The 19575-nt window shown below is 32.8% G+C and carries 12 protein-coding genes; 7 read left to right on the plus strand and 5 right to left on the minus strand.

Annotation, left to right across the window (positions count from 1 at the left end; all coding sequences use genetic code 11):
* Positions 1–6: 6 nt before the first annotated feature.
* From nagB to QWY99_RS13300, 4 genes are all read right to left on the minus strand, one after another.
* Positions 7–1935 (minus strand): glucosamine-6-phosphate deaminase, encoded by a 1929-nt coding sequence (gene nagB / locus QWY99_RS13285; protein WP_290265962.1) that lies wholly within the window; start codon positions 1933–1935, stop codon positions 7–9.
* A 41-nt stretch (positions 1936–1976) separates the two neighbouring features.
* Positions 1977–3359, minus strand: a complete 1383-nt coding sequence (locus QWY99_RS13290; RefSeq protein ID WP_290265963.1) for a sugar MFS transporter — start codon at positions 3357–3359, stop codon at positions 1977–1979.
* 183 nt (positions 3360–3542) lie between these two features.
* Complete coding sequence (locus tag QWY99_RS13295; RefSeq protein ID WP_290265964.1) at positions 3543–4418, minus strand: sugar phosphate nucleotidyltransferase; 876 nt, start codon at positions 4416–4418, stop codon at positions 3543–3545.
* Positions 4419–4442: 24 nt separating this feature from the next.
* Positions 4443–5522 carry a GHMP family kinase ATP-binding protein gene (locus tag QWY99_RS13300; protein ID WP_290265965.1) on the minus strand — a complete coding sequence of 360 codons (1080 nt, stop codon included), beginning with the start codon at positions 5520–5522 and terminating at the stop codon, positions 4443–4445.
* A 411-nt stretch (positions 5523–5933) separates the two neighbouring features.
* On the opposite strand from QWY99_RS13300, the gene QWY99_RS13305 reads away from it, so the two are divergent.
* The gene (locus QWY99_RS13305) at positions 5934–6974 is read left to right on the plus strand and encodes a substrate-binding domain-containing protein (protein WP_290265966.1); all 1041 of its coding nucleotides are present in this window, start codon (positions 5934–5936) and stop codon (positions 6972–6974) included.
* Position 6975: 1 nt separating this feature from the next.
* Here the strand turns inward: QWY99_RS13305 and QWY99_RS13310 are convergent, their stop codons facing one another.
* Positions 6976–7626 (minus strand): sugar-binding protein, encoded by a 651-nt coding sequence (locus QWY99_RS13310; RefSeq protein ID WP_290265967.1) that lies wholly within the window; start codon positions 7624–7626, stop codon positions 6976–6978.
* Between the two features lie 386 nt (positions 7627–8012).
* On the opposite strand from QWY99_RS13310, the gene QWY99_RS13315 reads away from it, so the two are divergent.
* The 6 genes from QWY99_RS13315 (at position 8013) to QWY99_RS13340 (ending at position 19563) form a co-directional block, all read left to right on the plus strand.
* Positions 8013–9710 carry a RagB/SusD family nutrient uptake outer membrane protein gene (locus QWY99_RS13315; protein ID WP_290265968.1) on the plus strand — a complete coding sequence of 566 codons (1698 nt, stop codon included), beginning with the start codon at positions 8013–8015 and terminating at the stop codon, positions 9708–9710.
* 203 nt (positions 9711–9913) lie between these two features.
* Complete coding sequence (locus QWY99_RS13320; protein WP_290265969.1) at positions 9914–11137, plus strand: purple acid phosphatase family protein; 1224 nt, start codon at positions 9914–9916, stop codon at positions 11135–11137.
* A 775-nt stretch (positions 11138–11912) separates the two neighbouring features.
* Positions 11913–14972, plus strand: coding sequence for a SusC/RagA family TonB-linked outer membrane protein (locus tag QWY99_RS13325; protein WP_290265970.1), 3060 nt, complete (start codon positions 11913–11915; stop codon positions 14970–14972).
* Between the two features lie 12 nt (positions 14973–14984).
* Positions 14985–16682 (plus strand): RagB/SusD family nutrient uptake outer membrane protein, encoded by a 1698-nt coding sequence (locus QWY99_RS13330; protein ID WP_290265971.1) that lies wholly within the window; start codon positions 14985–14987, stop codon positions 16680–16682.
* Between the two features lie 140 nt (positions 16683–16822).
* Entirely contained in the window at positions 16823–18121 is a 1299-nt protein-coding gene (locus tag QWY99_RS13335; protein WP_290265972.1) for a DUF3472 domain-containing protein, read from the plus strand.
* Positions 18122–18213: 92 nt separating this feature from the next.
* Positions 18214–19563, plus strand: a complete 1350-nt coding sequence (locus QWY99_RS13340) for a Gfo/Idh/MocA family protein (protein WP_290268223.1) — start codon at positions 18214–18216, stop codon at positions 19561–19563.
* The last annotated feature ends 12 nt before the right edge of the window (positions 19564–19575 follow it).

Below are 19575 nucleotides of genomic sequence, written 5' to 3' on the forward strand. Positions count from 1 at the left end.
TAAATACTAAAAGTGCCATCTCACGAATGCTTCCATTGCAGCATAACGTGATAAACCTAATTGATTGTATAATTCTGCTGTTTCGCTATTTCTATCTTCAGCTCTTTGCCAAAATTCACGAGCATCAGAACCTTGAAATACTACTCCATCTTTTTGAGATTGGTGCTTGAAGATTCCGTGACGTTTTGCTAATACTTGATCTGGGCTCATTGGTACTGCCATTTCAACTTCGTCAATCCCCCATTCTTGCCAAGCTCCACGATATAACCATAACCAACAGTCATCCATGAATGCTTTTGTTTTCAATCTTTTAACAGCTTCAAAAATAGCATCTAGACATACTTTATGCGTTCCGTGTGGATCAGCTAAGTCTCCTGCTGCATATATTTGATGTGGTTTAATTTTCTCAATTAAATCCATTGTCAATTGAATATCTTCTTCTCCTAATGGTTTTTTCTCGATTGCTCCAGTTTCATAAAACGGAAGTTCCATGAAGTGAATTTGTTCATCTGGCAAACCAACAAAGTGACTTGTAGAACGCGCTTCTCCTTTTCTGATTAATCCTTTTATATAACGAACTTCTGGAATATCGATTTCACTAGTTTTTTTATTACTTAAGAACGTGATTGCTTTGTTATAGATTTCATCTGCTTCTGGACTTTTTATTCCAAATTTCTCGTTGTAATCAATCACAAATCTTGCAAACCTTAGTGCTTCATCATCAGCTACAGCAATATTTCCAGATGTCTGATAAGCTACATGTACCTCATGCCCTTGTTGTTGCAATCTCATGAATGTACCTCCCATACTAATGATATCATCATCTGGGTGCGGACTAAAGATCAGTACTCTTTTTCTTGCTGGCTCAGCTCTTTCTGGTCTCTTAGTATCGTCTGCATTTGGTTTTCCACCTGGCCATCCTGTAATGGTGTTTTGCAGTTTATTAAATATTTTAATATTGATATCATAAGCTGGCCCTGAATCTGCCAATAAATCGCTCATTCCGTTTTCGATATAATCGGCATCGGTTAACATTAAGATTGGTTTTTTCAAATCTAAAGCTAATCCCAAAACGGCTTTACGAGTTAATTTGTCTGTCCAAACAATTTTCTCAACTAACCATGGTCTGTTGATTCTTGTTAGTTTTGATGATGCTTCTTTGTCTAAAACAAAAACAACATTGTTATGCTCTTGCAAAAATGACGCAGGAATTCTGTTTGTAACTTCTCCTTCTACAGATTTCTTTACAACCTCTGCTTTTCCTTCACCCCATGCTAATAGGATTACTTGTTTGGCTTCCATTATCTTTTTTACTCCAAGTGTTATTGCTGTTCTTGGCGTGTTGTTTAGTCCAAAAAAGTCTTTACTTGCTGCAACTCTTGTAATATGATCTAATGCTACAAGTCTTGTTTTTGAATTTTGCAATGAACCCGATTCGTTGAATCCGATATGTCCATTTGCCCCAATTCCTAAAACTTGCAAATCAATTCCACCTAGAGCTTCGATTTTTGCTTCGTAATCGGCACAATAGTCCGCAATTTCTTCTTTTGATAAAAGTCCGTCAGGAATATGATAATTTTCAGGTAAAATATCTACTTGATCCATTAACAATTCTTTCATGAATCGCACGTAACTATTTACAGAATCTGGTTCCATTGGATAGTATTCGTCCAAGTTAAAAGTGATTACATTTTTAAAACTCAATCCTTCTTCTTTGTGCAAACGTACTAACTCAGCGTACAACCCTTTTGGTGAAGACCCTGTAGCTAATCCTAAAACACATGACTCATTATTCTCTTGTTTTGACTTGATAAGTGTTGCTATTTGCTTTGCAACTGCTTTAGATGCTTCGGTTGAATTTTCAAAAACTACCGTGTCAATGTTTTCGAATCTTTTTTCGAAACCTGTCGCCTTATCTATGGAACTTTTTAACATTATTCGCTTCTTTATATATTAACTTAAATTATTTATCTGTCTTAATTGCGAGACCAACTTCTGTACTTATGCCCTTTGTATGCAAAAAATATAATCATTAAATAGCAAGGCACCAACATTAAATATGCAATCTGATTGCCACTCTTAGCTGTTTTATCCACTCCGTTTGCTAGATTAGCAGTATTAATACTTTCTGCCCAAGCACCATATATTAAAGGGAAGATTGCACCACCTATAATACCCATGATCAAAATTGCGCTTCCTATTTTGGTGTATCCTTTTAAATCTTGTAATGCCATTGGCCATATTGCCGGCCAACAAAGTGCATTTGCAAGTCCCATTAATGCTACTAAAATTATAACTACTGGCATGTCAGGAATTCCCGAAAACTGAACAGTTATTTCCGGTGATATAACAACTATTAAAATTACTAAAATTAATCCTAAAATTCCAGATGCTTTTAAAGCAGTAACTTGCGAAAGATATTTTGGTATTAATGTAATTCCTAGAATATACCCTACTACCATTGCAGACATAGTAAATGAAGTTAATTTTAAATAAAAATTACCATCTTTACCATACACTCCAAGTTCTTTTCCAAATCCACCGATTGAATCACCTGCCAAAACTTCGGCAGCTAAATATAGCATCAAGGTTATAACTCCTAGAACTAATTGAGGGTGTTTAAAAGCATTTTTTATTTGTTTAAAAATACTCAAATTCATTACAGCTCCTTCTTCATCTAAATCAATTTCTGGTAATGGAGACAGCTTAACTAAAAGTGCCAAAACCAAAATAACTAATCCCATATAAAGGTAGGGCGTCTGCAATTGTAATGTCAGCAAATTTAAGGCTTCTGCTTTAGAAACTTCATCTAAAAGTGCAATTTTCTCAGCTGTGTAATCTTGCATATTCGATAACACCAATGCTGTTAAGGCTAATGGCGCTATAAATCCTGCTAATTTATTTGCAATTCCTAATACACTAATTCTTGCAGCGGCGCTTTCTCTTGGTCCAATCACTACTACATAAGGGTTTGCAGCAGTTTGCAAGATTGCTAAACCTGTTCCCATTGTGAATAATGCTACTAAAAAGAAAAGATAAGTTCTTGTTGCTGCAGCTGGATAAAACATAAAAGCGCCTATAGCAATTACAATTAAACCGAGCGAAACACCATTTTTGTAACCTACCTTTTCGATTACCCAAGAAGACGGAATAGCCATGACAAAATAGGCAATATAAAAAGCAAATGTTACAAAATAAGCTTGAGAAGCTGTTAGCTCACAAGCTAACTCAAAAAAGGGAATTAAAGGCCCGTTAAGCCAGGTAACGAAACCTAGAATAAAAAATAATGCGGTTAAAATAACCATAGGAATAATTGTACTCCTTTGATCTATACGTATTGCACTTTCAGTCTTTGACATAATTTTTTTCTGGTTGATGGTTAATAGATTTAGTAATTTTTCAATCTAAAATAGCACCAACACTTTCCTGTTTTTTTTGCAAAATCACAATAAATAGTTGCGTTTTTTTTGCAATGATACGACAAAAGTAGCTCAATAAGTTCTTCTTATTCCTAAATTAGATATGAAATTTTTGTTAATTTTTTATGCTTCCCAATTTAACTGTGGGTAATATTTTTTTAGATATTCTTTTACTTCAGCGATATCTTCTTTGGCCGTTAAATCTGGAACATGCTCTGAAAAAGGAATTCCTAAAGTTGTGTTTGGATTATCTTTTATTGCATTTAAAAGTACCGTTGGTAATTCTTTTTCGTCGCGTTCTGGGTGAACTGGACAGTTTTTTAGATATGGATACAACATTGCGCCATCAAATTTAAAAGCATTCATACTTACTCTTAACTTCCCTTCAGAATCTTTATAATTTTCTAAATCAGCGGCAGTTGGTTTTTCAAGTATATCCAATAATTGATTGTTCGCATCCAATTTAGCAATTGCAAAACGTGAAATTCTTTCAGATGGAAACTCTAAAGCATCACGATCATAACCTATAAAAGCGTTTAAACTATTGGTTTTTCTTAAAGCTAATAAAGCTGCTGTAGAGTATAAATTATCACTATTACAAACTGTGTAACTTTTTGAGTTCATTTCAGGATATTGTTCTACTGCTTGAAATAAAGCATCGGCTGTACCAAATGGTTTTACTCTATCTTTTGGAATGTATTGAACTGCAAATGAAATATTCAAACCATGGAAATCATTATTCTTATCTTGATTGCCATAAAATTCTTTAAACAATTCTCCTTGCTCTCCTATTATGATTATAATATTTTTATATCCTGCTTTTTTTGCATTTAGCAAAAGATAATCTAACAAAGGTCTTCCGTTTGGACCAACCCCAATAAGTCCTTTACTTCGCTCATTTGCTTGAGCTATTTCGTCTTCGGTTAAATTATTCAATACAACTTCCTTTTTCATTCGAGAAGATGCACCGCCTGCTAAAATAATTAAATTGTCATGCATGTTTTATTCTTTAAAATTTTAATATTATTGTATTATTCTTGCTCCTGGATCTACAGTTACAGTATAGGCTTCCTTTGCTCCAGCAGCCAATATTGCTGCTACAACTTCGTCTTCTTTTTTTGGATCTGCTATTACAACAATACTTCCTCCTCCTCCTGAACCAACAATTTTGGCTCCATAAGCTCCCGCACGTAATGCAGCATCGATCATGGCATCAATTTTAGGCACAGTTATCTTCAATAAATCTCTTAAAACTGCATGATGCATATTCATTAATTCACCTATTCTAACTAGATCCAGCGTTGGTTTTTCAAATTCTTTTAGCGCTTCTCTTGTATAATGGTGATTTTTTATAGCTGCTTCAAAAAACGGAATTAATCTATCTGGTAGATAATTACTGAATTTATCAATATCTACAATTTCAGTTTTATGTAAATCAAAGCTTCTAAAATTTCGTTTTACAATATCGATTGCCAATAAAGCATTGCCTTTTAACTCCCCTATTAATCCTATTGTTTCTTTTGGAACTCCTGAAACTCCAGTAATTAGCCCTTTTAATTCTGTGCCAATTATATTATATGAAAATGGAACACTTGTATTGATATAGACAATATTCCCTACTCCTATACTAAAATGATCCATCATACCACCTGGTTCCCCATGCTCCAAAACTTCTGAAGCGTAGCCCATTTGAGCAATAAATTCTGGTGTAACTTCACAATCAACACCATATGCGTTTATAAGGAAATTAATCCAAGCCATTAATAATGCAGATGAACTCGAAGTTCCTGAGTTAATAGGAATATTTCCTGTTATCGTAATATCGTAACCAACAGTAGGCACACAACCATGTCTTCTTAAAACTCGTAATGAAGAAGCAAAATAATCACGTGGTTCTAATTCTACAAAAGTCGCATTGATATCGATAATTCTGACTTGATCAATATCGACCATGTCTAATTTAAAAACTGAAGTGTCATTTTGTACTGCCGTTAATTCTATATTTCTATTTATAGCACATGCTATAACGGGTAATCCTAAATAATCTTGATGATCACCAAAAAGGCAAGTTCGCCCTGGTGCTAATGATATGATTTTCTTCACTTTTAAAATATATTAAAACAATGTAATTCTTTAATTACATTGTAATTAGTTTATGAAACAGGCTTGTATTTAATTTTTAACTTTACGAAACTAGATATTAAATTTTAATAAAGCAAAGAAAAAACAAAAAATGTGCTCGAACACACTTAAATAATGTTATCGAGCACACTTATTAATATACTTATGAAAATTGATTAATATCTTCCTTAAAATTATTAAGATATTTACGATATTTGAAATAAGAATATCTAATTTTATACTTTTGCTTTATTATTTAACTAATTTCACATATTGACTTATTATGTAGTTAATTGTTTATTCAAAAACTTCATCACAAATAAAAAACTTTTCTTTTTTTAAATAAATCAGAAAAAAAACAAACACAAAGTTTTTATATATATTTGCCTTCTTATGGATAAAAAGTATACAATTAAAGATATTGCTAAATTAGCAGGAGTTTCAAAAGGTACTGTAGACAGAGTGTTACACAAAAGAGGAAAAGTTTCTCCGTTGGCACTAGAAAAAGTAAATGAAGTTTTAAATGTAATTAATTACGAGCCTAATCTTATAGCCCGAAATCTTAAGAATAATAAGATCTATCGCATTTGCATAGCTCTACCTGATCCTGAAATCGATCCTTATTGGTCTCCTTGTATTAAAGGAATTAATGATGCAATACAAGAATTTAAAGCATACAACATACTTGTAGAAACGCTTTTTTTTAATCCCGAAAAAACGAAATCATTTACAAATATCAATGAAGTAATTATTGAAAAAGCACCAGATGCCGTTTTACTTGCTCCATTATTCCATAAAGAAACAATAGAAGCCATTAAAAAATATGATTCCTTAGATATTCTTATAAATACATTTAATAATCAGGTTGAATCTACATTGATTAAGAATTTTGTTGGACAAGATTTATTTAGAAGTGGTCGTGTAGCAGCTAAATTATTAAATACTATTCTAGACAAAGGCCATATTGCAATTATACACATTGATGAAACCTATAAGAATGCAATTCACATGCAGGAAAAAGAAAGAGGTTTTAGAAATTATTTTAATGAAAAGGAAAATATAGATTACAAGATTACTACCTTAAAATTAAAAAGCCCAAATGTCGAAATCAATCTAAAAAACTTTATTGCTGAGAATCCTGATTTATCTGGTGTTTTTATTACCACATCCAAAGCCTATCAAATAGCCAAAACAATTGGTGAGGTTAAGCATAAAAGAATCCGAATTATTGGTTATGATTTAATTGATGAAAATGTAAACAACCTAAATCTAGGCGTTATCGATTTTTTAATTCATCAGAACCAAAAAAGACAAGCCTATCTAGGTATAACTTACCTTGTAGATCATTTTCTTTTTCACAAAGAAACTCCAGCTGTTACCCTCCTACCTATCGATATTATTAATTCTGAAAATGCAGATTTTTATTTAGAATAATTTATTCTTTCAAAGTTAAGACTCCAAACGAAGATAGAATATGAAAATTGGGTGTTTCAGTAACAGGATTCACCCAAGTAATCCAAGTAGGCTCATAACTATCGCTGTCGCCTTTAACGTATTTTGCTCTAAAAACACCTGCCTCAATTTGGTTATTCTTGATTAAATTAAACTGTTTTAAAGAAGCAATACTTATTGCTCCTTCCACAATAAAACAATCCTTATTTATTGATGATTTAACTAACAACTCCTCTTTTGGCCAAGACCAATCAAAATTAAAATTCTTATTGGGATAAGCTATAAAATCCATAATTCTGGCAGTAGCATCTATTTCTAGACAATAATATGGATTTAGCGTATTATCAGGTCTAAAAAATAGCTCTACCCTATCTGAGTTCCCAATACTTTCCTTACTGTTATCTTTCTTTTCGATATGAATTTCGGTATCGTAAACTGTAAAACAAAAAAACAATTGCTCCAAATCCCATAGTGCTTTAAACGCAATTCGAGCAGGCAATTTAGAATCCCAAGGTGAAATAAAATCATCTAGAGCAGTTGCCTTATTCCATAAATGAGAATCTCCCTTTCCTGAAATAATCAATTCATTTTTTGGTATCGAATTTACTTCGTAGTTCTTAATTTCTTGATTCATATTATTTTTAAATAATGCCTTTTATATAATTATTACCCTTTTACAAATATAATGTGCACGAACACATTATCCCATTATTTCTTGCTTAATAATTCTTTTATAGTTAGTTTCGTTAAAATTATCATTTTATAAGTTAAAACATATTAATATAAATTCAAACAAAATACTTATACTACAAAATAATCACAATAATAATTACAGTCTAATTTTTGAATTATATATTATAACTGAAAGACCAATTCATATCCAATAATTACTAACTAACCAATTTGAGCCTATGAAATAAAACCCCTTAAGTATTTAAATTTTGAAATCCTCCCCCAAAAAATCACAACTATCATTAAGCAAATGAATTTGCTTTAAATCTTAATCATTAAACTTAAATCATGAAAAAAATATTCACACTATTTATTATTATCAGTTTTCTAGTTTCATGCGATTTAGAAAGAGAACCAAACGACTCTTACACAAAAGATAAAATCATGAAGGATCGAGAAGCCGCTGTCGAAGTACTTCTAAACGGATGTTATGCTCAACTCAAGAATTGGTCGGATATAATGCATTCTGCGGGGGAATATCCTAGTGACAATATAATGATTAGAGGAACTTCAACAGGAGTTTCATTCTCATTCATTTCATATCAACACATTCCTAATAATGGAAGTTTATCTGCATTTTGGAACAACAGTTATAAAATTATTTCACAATCAAGTGATTTAATGAAAATGGTTTCAGAGGGGGAAAATCTTAAGATGGATCAAAAATTAGGCGAAATGTATTATTTAAGAGGAACTATCTATTTTTATTTATGTCGCATTTATGGTAGGCCTTATTCTCAATCTCCAGAAACTAATTTAGGGGTACCAATTATAAATGGAATGCCTGAAGATGTCAACAATATTAACCTACCTGACAGAGCTACTGTTAAAGCAACGTATGAGCAAGCCATAAACGATCTTAAAAAAGGGGAAGCTTTAATGAATGAAAACAGAACCGCCGCTTATGCCACCAAACAAGCTGCACAAGCAATGTTATCAAGAATTTATTTGTACATGAGTGGCACTTATGAAACTCCTAATCAAGAATATGCTGATTTATCTATTGAATACGCTAATAAAGTAATTTCTAGTGGCCGCTACAATTTACTTAGCAGAGCTAATTTTATGAAATACAATACTTTTGCTCCTGACGCAAGCGGACAAACTGAAACTATTTTTGCCATTAAGCGTGTAGCGTCAGAATATTCAGGTAGTGACTACTATAATAGCATTGGTGGTATGTATGCCAACATACAAGGACAAGGTTGGGGAGAAATGTATGCTAGCGCAAAATACCTAGACTTATTGCGTAAATCTGGTTTAAAGAAAGATGCTAGATGGGCTTTTATTGATCCTCAATACACATTAGATGGCTCCAATAATAAAACAACCGCTTTCCGTTTTGTTGTAGATGTTTTTAATACTGCAGGTCAACAAACTGGATACAACTATGTACAACAACCACTTAAAACAAATTCTAACGGATCTTATTACATTACTATAGCTAATACAAATTATAATCTTACTGCAGTTGATACTAGTGAAAATAGCTACTCTATTACTTATGAAGGAAAAACATATGTGGGTGAAAAAGATTATATGATGTTATTAAACCGTGTTTATCCAATGTACTACATTACAAAATGCTCATTACAAGACAATAACTCTCACTTACACTCTCCTATTATCTCAAGATTAGCTGAAATGTATTTAAACATGGCTGAAGCTTATGCAAAAAAAGGAGATTATCATAATGCACTAACAAACTTAAATACAATTAGAGAAAGATCAATTGTAGGCGGTAGCTATACCTCTTTAAATAAAACAAATGCTGCACAACTTATTGATGAAGAGCGCCAATTAGAACTTGCTTTTGAAGCTCAACGTGGCTATGATGTATACAGAAATGGACAAACAATGACACGCCACTATCCTGGTCCTCATGAGTCAATGGACGATATCCCTGCAACAAGCTTAAGAGTAGTGCAATATATTCCTCAATCAGAAATTAATGCTTACGAAGGAACTTTAACTCAAAATCCATAATTATACATAACTGTAGCTATTTTTAATAAAATTCCTCTTAATTCATAAATTAGTTAAGAGGAAATATTCAAACCAAAGTAATGTGCACGAACACATTTTACAATGCTTTTCTTTGTTTAATAAAATATAATTGATAGTTTCGTCACTATTAATACCAAACAACCTCTCTTTTAAACTATAAATAACCAAATTTTTATCTTTTTATGAAAGAAGAAAAAAACTCTCGTCGGTCTTTCCTAACAAAAGCAATAGTAGGTCTTTCGGGTTCTGTTGTTGCGACTGGATTGCCTCTATCTGCATTTGCATCAAATCAAGACTCAGAACCATTAGACACTGCCCATACCTTTTTAACAAAGCCCTATCTTCAAGCTCCTACAATTGATGGCATTACAATTATGTGGCTTACCAACCAATTTTGTTTGAATTGGATAGAATATGGTGAAACCGAAAAACTAGGAACAAAAGCCGAACAATGTACACACGGCATGATGAATACCAATTCTAGAATTAATACTGTAACGCTAGCAAACCTTAAACCAAATACCAACTATTTCTACAAAGTTTTCTCGAAACAAATTGTAGATTTCCGACCTTATAAAATTACTTTTGGAGATACAATAAATAGTGAAACCTATTCCTTTAAAACTCTCAATCCTAAACCAAAAGAAGTCAGTTGGTTAGTTTTAAATGATATTCACGATCGTCCAGAATCTTTTAAGGAACTATTACAACTCAATCAGAACAAGCCCTATGATTTTGTTTTTTTGAATGGAGATATGTTTGACTATCAAACTGATGAAAACCAAATCATCAATCACTTACTGAATCCATGCAGTTTATTTTCAACAGAAAAACCTTTTATGTTCGTAAGAGGAAACCATGAGACAAGAGGTAAATATTCTAGAAATCTATTAGACTATTATTACAATTATGACAAGAAAGAGTATTATAGTTTTAAAATGGGACCCGTTTTTACAATTGTTTTAGATACGGGTGAGGACAAAAAAGATTCCCACCCCGTATATGGTGGTACTGTTAATTATGATTCGTATCGTGAAGAACAAGCTATTTGGTTAGAGAAACAAATGAAATCTAAAGCTTTTAAGAACGCTCCATTTCGCGTAGTAATGATGCATATCCCCCATTATCACTCGGATGAAGAACATGGAACAACTGAATGTCGCAGGTTATTTGGACCTTTATTCGAGAAATATAAAATCGATTTATTTGTTGCTGGACATACCCACGAATACGGAATGTTTGAACCAAATAATGAGCACTCTTATCATTATGTAATTGGTGGCGGACCAGAAACAGGAAATAGAACTTTAATACGAATTGATGCCACCTCCAAAGTTTTAAATCTACAAATGCTAAATGATTCGGGAAAAGAAATTGGATTATTTACACTTAATAGTAAAAGATAGAATTTCAAAATAACACCTTGAAATCTCAACTATATTTCGAGTTTACTAATTACTATATTATCAAGACTAGGAATCGTTTCTTTTTTGCCATTTTACTTCGAATAAAAAGATGAACCTCTCTAATTTCAAACAATACAAACCTTCAAACGATACAACTCTTTGAAGGTTTTTTTAATTCATCGATTTAATCAAAAAAACACATTAAACACCTAACTCTTAAGGACAAGATTAATGCTATATCCTTGTTTTATTAACAGTTCTACAACAAAAACATCCAATATTCAATTGAAATATTTTATAGTAATTTGACAACTTTTTCTGCAATCTTTTTCCTTATTCATTTATCTAATAATAATTATCTGCAAAATTCTTGTTTTACTTAAACTATAAACTTTCATTTTTTTTAATAATAAACTAGAATTTTATTACTAAAAAAACATTTTCAATAAAAAAAATGTGCTCGAGAACACAAATATTGTGTGTTCGAGCACATTTTTAGCACTTTTCCTTGTTTAATAAAATTTAAATATATAGTTTCGTCATATCTTAAAAAATAAAACACAATTTATGTTAAAAAACAACCTCTAAATAAATAAGAAAAAGTGCGTGATTTTAAGCTTGAAAAAATGATTTCTTCAACATAATTGATTGTAAAAAATATAATAGAATAAGAATTTCATTTAAGGCAATACCACCTTAAATCGATTATAATAAAAATGAATACCAGTTAAAACAACACAACACAAATTATTAACCAAACACCATTTTTAAGAGTATGAAATTATTAATTAAAAAAAAGCCTAGAGACTTATGGTCGCCATCTAGGAAGGAAATCAAATTAACAATTCTGTCATTGTTCGCTTTGACTTTTCAAATTTCAACAGCTGCTCCATCAAAATCAACTAGTTTAAAGACAATTGATTTAGCACTTGTAAAAAAAATAGTAAAAGGAAAAGTAACCGATGCTACTGGACTACCTCTTCCGGGAGTAAACGTCCTAATTAAAGGAACTACCATTGGGGTGCAGACAGATTACAATGGTGAGTTTGCCATTGAAGTTGAAGATAACCAAACTATATTGGTTATTTCTTATATGGGAATGCAAGATGAAGAAGTGACAATCGGAAAAGGGCCTATTGTTGTTACTCTTAAAGAAGTAGGACAAGTAATGGACGAAGTGGTTATTGTAGGTTACAGTAAAATTAAAAAAGAAAGTCTTACTGGTGCTTTACAAACCATTAATAATAAAAAACTAATTGACGCTACTACTCCATCGGTAGAAAATTTACTTTCTGGTAAAGCAACTGGAGTATACGTAAGTTCTGGTAGCGGGCAACCTGGTGATGTTGGTAAAATAGTAATTCGTGGAAAAACTACAGTTAACGGTAGCACTGACCCTCTATGGGTTGTTGATGGTGTTATTGTAGGTAGCGGTTCAGGAAATGTGAATCCAGCTGATATCGAAACTTTAACGGTTCTTAAAGATGCCGCATCTACTGCTGTATATGGTTCTCAGGGAGCAAACGGTGTAATTATTGTTACTACAAAAAGTGGTAAAAGTGGTAAAGCAACTATTAATGCTTCTATCAAAACCGCAGCTACAACTTTAAATACAGGGAATTTTGATATTATGAACGGAGCAGAATTATATGACCTATATGATTCTTTCTCAAACAAGCAACTTTTTAATACTGCATGGTGGTGGACTCCAGAATTGAGAAATAAAAATTTCGACTGGTGGAAAAAAGCTACAAACACGGGTATTGCTAGAGACTTTAACCTATCAATTAATGGTGGTAGCGATGTTTTTAAAAGCTATGTTTCTCTTGGAGTATATGATGAAACTGGTGCAATAAAAGGATATGACTACACACGTTATAACTTACTTCTTAAATTTAGTTACAAAGTAAATAATTGGTTAACGATACGTCCTCAAGCTAATATTACGCGTAACGAAACATTTGATCAACAACATTCTGTAGGTGCTATGTATGCCAATATGCCTTGGGATAGTCCTTATCTTCCTGATGGAACTTTAGTAGGAAACCAACCTAATCCAACTTGGGTAAATACAACAGGTTCTAACTATTTATATGATTTGCAATGGAATTATGGAGAATCTGAAGCATATAGCGCAAGAACAAACCTAAGCTTTGATGCAAAGATAAATAGCTGGTTAACATTTACTTCTACAAATAACTATACGTTTTCAAACTCTAATTCAATGTACTATACTGATCCTAGATCATCTGGAGGATTAGCAGTTAAAGGAAGAATTCAAAATAACACAAACAGCTATAATCGATTCTATACAAATCAATTATTAGCTGCTAATAAAACATTTGGAGCACACTCTATAAATGCTATTGCTGCTTACGAATGGGATGAGTATAAAGGTAAAAATACGGAAGGTATTGCAACTGGAATACCTCCTGGATTTATTGTTCCAGATGCTGCAACTGTTCCAGAAAAAGTTCGTGGAGGAAGGTCAGAATGGGCTGTACAATCTTTGTTAACCAATATCAATTATACTTATGATGATAGGTATATGGCGCAATTTTCTATTCGTCGAGATGGAGCTTCTAATTTTGGAGAGAATGCTAGATATGGAAATTTCTTTTCTATAAGTGGTGGTTGGAATATTCACAAAGAAAAATTCTTTAAAGCGGATTATATCAATAACTTAAAACTTAGAGCAAGTTATGGTTCTGTAGGTAACAGACCAACAAGCTTATATCCTCACTTGCCATTATATTCTGTATCGACTGGATATAATGAAAACCCAGGTGCAATTATCTCTCAATTAGGAAACCCAGATTTAAGTTGGGAAAAAACTTTTACAACAGGCTTTGGTTTAGATGTAAGCTTTTTAAACAGAATTAATTTAACATTAGATTATTACGATAAAGACACATCTGATTTATTATATCAAGTTCCGTTACCTGGAGTAATTGGGGTGACTAGTATTTGGAGAAATGTTGGAGCTGTTAATAATAAAGGTTTCGAAGCGTCTCTTAATGTAGATATTATTAAAAATGAAAACTGGAAATGGAATGTAGATGTGAACATCGGAACAAATAAAAATAAAGTAACAAATCTTTACGGAACAAAACAAGAAATTATTGTTGGTGATGGAACTGGTATTTCTGGTTCAGCATCTAAATTATTAAAACCCGGAATGGATGTAGATACTTGGTACCTTCCTGAATGGGCAGGAGTAAATTCTGATAACGGACAACCACAATGGTATAAAACTGACACAAAAACAGGAGAACGCGTTTTAACTTCAAGCTACGGCGAAGCATCGAAAAATCCTATTGCAGCGGGATCATACACTCCGTCTTATTTCGGAGGATTTTCGACTACTTTAAATTATAAAAATTTCGACTTTGGAGCAACATTCACATACTCTGTAGGTGGTGAGATTTATAACTATGCTCGTGCAGAGTTTGATTCAGATGGAGCTTATACAGACCGTAACCAAATGAATCTTCAAAGCGGATGGAGCCGTTGGGAAAAACCAGGCGATATTGCTACTCATCCACAAGCTATTTATGGTAACAAAAGTCAATCAAACAAAGCGTCAACACGTTTCTTAGAAGATGCGTCATACCTAAAATTAAGAAGTGTATCATTTGGATATAATGTATCTATTGAACGCTTGAATATATCAAATTTGAGAATATTTGTAACAGGAGAAAACCTTTTTACATTAACCGATTTCTCAGGTGTTGACCCAGAGATACCGCCGAGAAACAATATGATTACAGGAGTTTCTACCTCTGTATATCCTCAAACTCGCCGATTTGTATTAGGTTTTAATCTTACTCTTTAAAAACTCAAAACCATGAAAAAAATATTCTTATTATTTATTACTCTTATTTTTCTAACTTCATGTGAGTTGGAGCGTGAACCATATGGTTCATACACAAAAGACAAAATCATGAAGGATAAAGAAGCTGCTGTTGAAGTACTTCTTAACGGATGTTACGCACAACTTAAGAATTGGTCAGATGTTATGCATCGTGTAGGTGAATATCCAGGAGATAATATCATGATTAGAGGAGCATCTACTGATCCTTTCTTCACTTTTATCTCTTATCAACATACACCAATTAACGATAGATTATCTACTTTTTGGAATAATAGCTACAAAGTTATCTCACAATCAAGTGATTTAATGAAAATGATTTCTGAAGGAGAAAGCCCTAAAATGGATCAACAATTAGGAGAAGCCTATTACTTAAGAGGAATGCTATATTTCTATCTTGTTAAAACATATGGTAGACCTTATGCCCAATCACCAGAAACAAACTTAGGTGTGCCAATTGTAAATGGATTACCAGCTGATTTGGTTAACATTAATCTTCCTGATAGAGCTACTGTTAAAGCGGGCTATGAGCAAGCAATAAGCGACCTTAAAAAAGGAGAAGCTTTAATGACTGAAAACAGAAAAGCATCTTATGCAACCAAAGAAGCTGCACAAGCAATGCTTTCTAGAGTGTATTTATACATGAGTGGTACATATGAAATACCAAATCAACAATATGCTGATTTGTCTATTGAATATGCTAACAAAGTAATTGCTAGCGGTCGTTACAATTTACTTGGTAGAAATGACTTTATGAAATACAATACTTTTGCTCCTGATGCAAGCGGACAAACTGAAACTATATTTGCTGTTAAAAGAGTAGCATCAGAATACTCAGGTTCAGATCATTATTATGGTATTGGTGGTATGTATGCTAATATACAAGGGCAAGGCTGGGGAGAAATGTATGCAAGCGCAAAATACCTGGACTTATTACGTAAATCTGGACTTAAGAAAGATGCAAGATGGGCTTTTGTCGATCCTCAATACGCATTAGACAAATCCAATAATAAAACAGATGCATTTCGTTTTATTACAGATGTATTTAATGCTGCAGGAGTTCAAACTGACTATAACTATGTGCAACAACCACTTAAAACTAATCCAAATGGTAGCTATTATATAACTATTGCTGATGTAAACTACAACCTTACACCTGTAAATGCTGCAGAAAATAGTTATTCAATTGTTTATGGAGGTAAAACATATGTAGGTGAAAAAGATTATATGATGTTATTAAATCGTGTATACCCGATGTACTACATCACAAAAGCTTCTTTGCAAGACAATAGCTCGCACTTACATTCGCCTACTATTTCAAGATTAGCCGAACTGTATTTGAATATGGCAGAAGCTTATGCTAAAAAAGGAGATTATCAAAATGCTGTTACTAATTTAAATAAAATTAGAGAAAGAGCAATTGTAGGTGGAGGATATACTTCATTAACTAGTACAAATGCAGCGCAACTTATTGATGAAGAGCGTCAATTAGAACTTGCATTTGAAGCGCACCGTGGTTACGATGTGTACAGAAATGGACAAACAATGACTCGTCATTATCCAGGACCTCACTCTCCGATGATAGATTATCCAGCAACAAGTCTAAGAGTAGTACAATATATTCCTCAATCGGAAATAAATGCTTATCCAGGGACTTTAACTCAAAATCCATAAACAAGATTTTGAAAAAACTAATTTTTGAATTTAATGGTTAGTTATTAAATTGGACTTTCTTTAGAATTCCCCCTTTGCTAACAAGGGGGATTCTGGAGAAGTTAAATTCAAAGAATTAATAACAGCTAAAATCAGGCTAAATGAAATATTTTAAAATTATTTTCTCTTTCCTAACATTGGTATTTTTAAGTACGAATGTATTAGCACAAGAATCAAAAAACGAAATTATTTTGCCTCTAGGTGGCAATGCTTTCAGTTCTAATACTCTTGAGAAAAACAATACTGTAACCGATAATGGAATAGAAAACTGGACTAACCCTAAAGAATATTTTACGGTTTATTTTAGAGTTTCAACTCCGGGATTAGTCCGAATTTCTACAGATGAAAATGTATCTGTTCAAGGAAAATCTACATTAGAATTTGGCATTAATAAAGAATTCAAAAAAATCGAATTTGACCAATCTAATAAAAAGCCTATTGTAATAGGTGAATGGAAAATTGTTGACACAGGATATGTAGCTTTAAAAATAAAAGGATTTTCTAAAACACAAAATAGCTTTCCTTCTATTTCTAAATTATTCATTAGTGGAACAGCGCTTCAAGGAAAGGTAGCCTACGTACCAAATAATGATGATAATTTTTTCCATTGGGGTCGCAGAGGTCCTTCGGTGCATTTAAATTACGAGGTTCCTGAAAAAGTAAATGTGCAATGGTACTACAATGAAATCACTGTTCCTGTAAACGAAGACAAAATAGGGTCTTATTATATGGCAAATGGTTTTGGCGAAGGTTATTTTGGAATTCAAGTAAACTCTGAAACGGAACGTCGCGTATTATTTTCTGTTTGGAGTCCTTTTGTAACTGATGACCCTAAAAGCATTCCTGAATCGCATAAAATTAAAATGCTTAAAAAAGGTGAAAATGTAAAAACTGGTGAGTTTGGAAATGAAGGTTCTGGTGGACAAAGCTATTTAAAATACAACTGGAAAGCTGGAAACACTTATAAATTCTTGCTGAATGGAGTTCCTCAAAACGACAACTCAACTACATACACTGCTTACTTTTATGCGCCTGAACAAAAAAAATGGATGTTAATTGCTAGTTTTAATCGACCACAAACTAACACCTACCTAAAAAGATTTCATTCTTTCTTAGAAAATTTCGTTCCACAACAAGGAAATAAATCCCGCAAAGTTTTATTTAACAATCAATGGTATTGTGATGATAAAGGCGTTTGGAAAGAAGTAGGCGCTGCCACTTTTACCGTAGATAATACTGGTAGAAAAGGATATAGAATGGATTATTCTGGTGGTGTCGAAAAAGGTTTTTTCTTTTTAAAAGATGGCGGTTTCTTTAATCAATATACAAAAGCAAAAACCAAGTTCACAAAACCATTAAATCATAAAATGCCAAGTATAAATTTTAGTACTTTGCCATAAAAAAACAACACTAAAACAATCCTAAAAAAATTGTCTACAATTTTAAATTAAATCAATTCAACATGAAAACTAGTATCTTTAAATTTATTGTAATGTCCTGCTTCTTTTTAGGATATGCTACTTCTTCCGCTCAAATGATTAAGACACCTACTCCTCCTCGTGCAAAAGGACAAAAAGATGTTTTACGTTTAGCGACAGCACCAATTCCAAACGTTCGTGTTGCTTTTATCGGACTCGGAATGCGTGGTCCTGGAGCAGTAGAACGTATGACACATATTCCAGGAGTAGAAATTGTTGCTTTATGTGACATGACTCAGGAAAATACAGCTAAAGCAAATGAAATTCTAACTAAAAGAGGGCTTCCAAAAGCACAAGAATTTTATGGAGATGCTAATGCATGGAAAAAAGTTACTGCATTACCTAATGTAGACTTAGTATACATTGCTACAGATTGGAAAAACCACGCTAACATTGGTACTCAAGCAATGAAAGATGGTAAGCATGTTGCTATTGAAGTTCCTGGTGCAATGAATATGAAAGAAATCTGGGATCTTATCGATACTTCAGAAAAAACTCGTAAACACTGTATGATGTTAGAAAACTGTGTGTATGACTTCTTTGAACTTACTACATTAAACATGGCTCAACAAGGTTTGTTTGGAGAAATTCTTCATGCTGAAGGAGCTTATATTCACGGGCTTCAACCATTTTGGGGTGAATACTGGAATAACTGGCGTATGGATTACAACAAAAAACACCGTGGTGACATTTACGCAACACATGGTATGGGACCGGCTTGTCAAGCATTGAACATTCACCGTGGTGACAAAATGAACTACTTAGTTTCTATGGATACAAAAGCAGTTGGGAACCCTGCTTACATTAAAGAAAAATCTGGAGTTGACGTAAAAGACTTTAGAAATGGAGATCATACAATGACAATGATTCGTACAGAAAAAGGTAAAACAATCCAAATTCAACATGACGTAACATCTCCACGTCCATACAGCCGTATGTACCAACTTAGCGGAACCAAAGGTTTTGCTAATAAATATCCTGTAGAAGGTTATGCATTAGATGCTAAATCTATTAGCTCTGATATTAAACCAGATCATGAAAACTTAAGTGCACACAGATTTATGCCAGAAGATGTAAAAAAAGCATTAATGCAAAAATACAAACACCCAATTGTTGTTGGAATCGAAGAAAAAGCAAAACAAGTTGGTGGACACGGTGGAATGGATTTCGTAATGGATTACCGTTTGATTTACTGCCTACAAAACGGATTACCTCTTGACATGGATGTATATGATTTAGCTGAATGGTCTTGTTTAGCTCCATTAACAGAAATTTCTCTTGACAATAATTCATCTCCAGTAGAAATCCCTGATTTCACACGTGGTGGATGGAATAAATTAAAAGGTTTAGAATTTTCTAAGTAATTCTTTTTTGAA

This window comes from Flavobacterium branchiarum (genome assembly GCF_030409845.1).
In the GTDB taxonomy this organism is placed as follows: Bacteria; Bacteroidota; Bacteroidia; order Flavobacteriales; family Flavobacteriaceae; genus Flavobacterium; species Flavobacterium branchiarum.